Origin of the sequence: Sphingomonas sp. 66-10 (assembly GCF_001897045.1) — a bacterium.
Taxonomy (GTDB): Bacteria; Pseudomonadota; Alphaproteobacteria; order Sphingomonadales; family Sphingomonadaceae; genus Sphingomonas; species Sphingomonas lycopersici.
In genome coordinates this window covers 14,349-14,869 of record NZ_MKRR01000023.1, presented here as the reverse complement: position 1 = coordinate 14,869, position 521 = coordinate 14,349, and the positions used below count along the sequence as shown (strand labels likewise).

1 pseudogene is annotated in these 521 nt (G+C 69.9%); it reads right to left on the bottom strand.

Annotated elements, in window-relative coordinates:
• Nucleotides 1-521 (bottom strand): annotated as a pseudogene (gene nadE / locus BGN95_RS02935) (NAD(+) synthase); the annotation flags it as partial.

Genomic DNA, 521 nt, shown 5'->3' with positions numbered 1-521 from the left:
GACTTGGTGGCGTCGCTGGTCGCGAAGCCGGGCATGGTGATGCCCAGAATGTCCGCGCGGGGCCGCCCGAGCCGGTCGAGCGCCTTGGCGGCGACGATCAGCGCGTGGGTCGAATCGAGCCCGCCCGAGACACCGATCACCAGCCGCTTCGCCCCGGTCGCCTCGAGCCGCTTGGCCAGTCCCTCGACCTGGATGTTGAAGGCCTCGTAGCAATCCGCGTCGCGCTTCTCGGGATTGTTGGGTACGAACGGGAAGCGCCGCAGCGGGCGGCGCAACCCGACATCGGCGAAATCGGGCGCATGCGCGAATTCGACGCGGCGGAAGCGCGCCTCGGGGTGGCCGGCGAAGGCGGCGGCGTCGTTGAACGTGCCGAACCGCGCGCGCTCCTGCGCCAGCCGCTCGCAATCGACGTCGGCGATGCACAGGCCGGGTTCATGATCGAAGCGCGTCGATTCGGCGAGCAGCTCGCCGAGTTCGTGGATCGTGCCTTGCCCGTCCCACGCCAGATCGGTGGTGCTCTC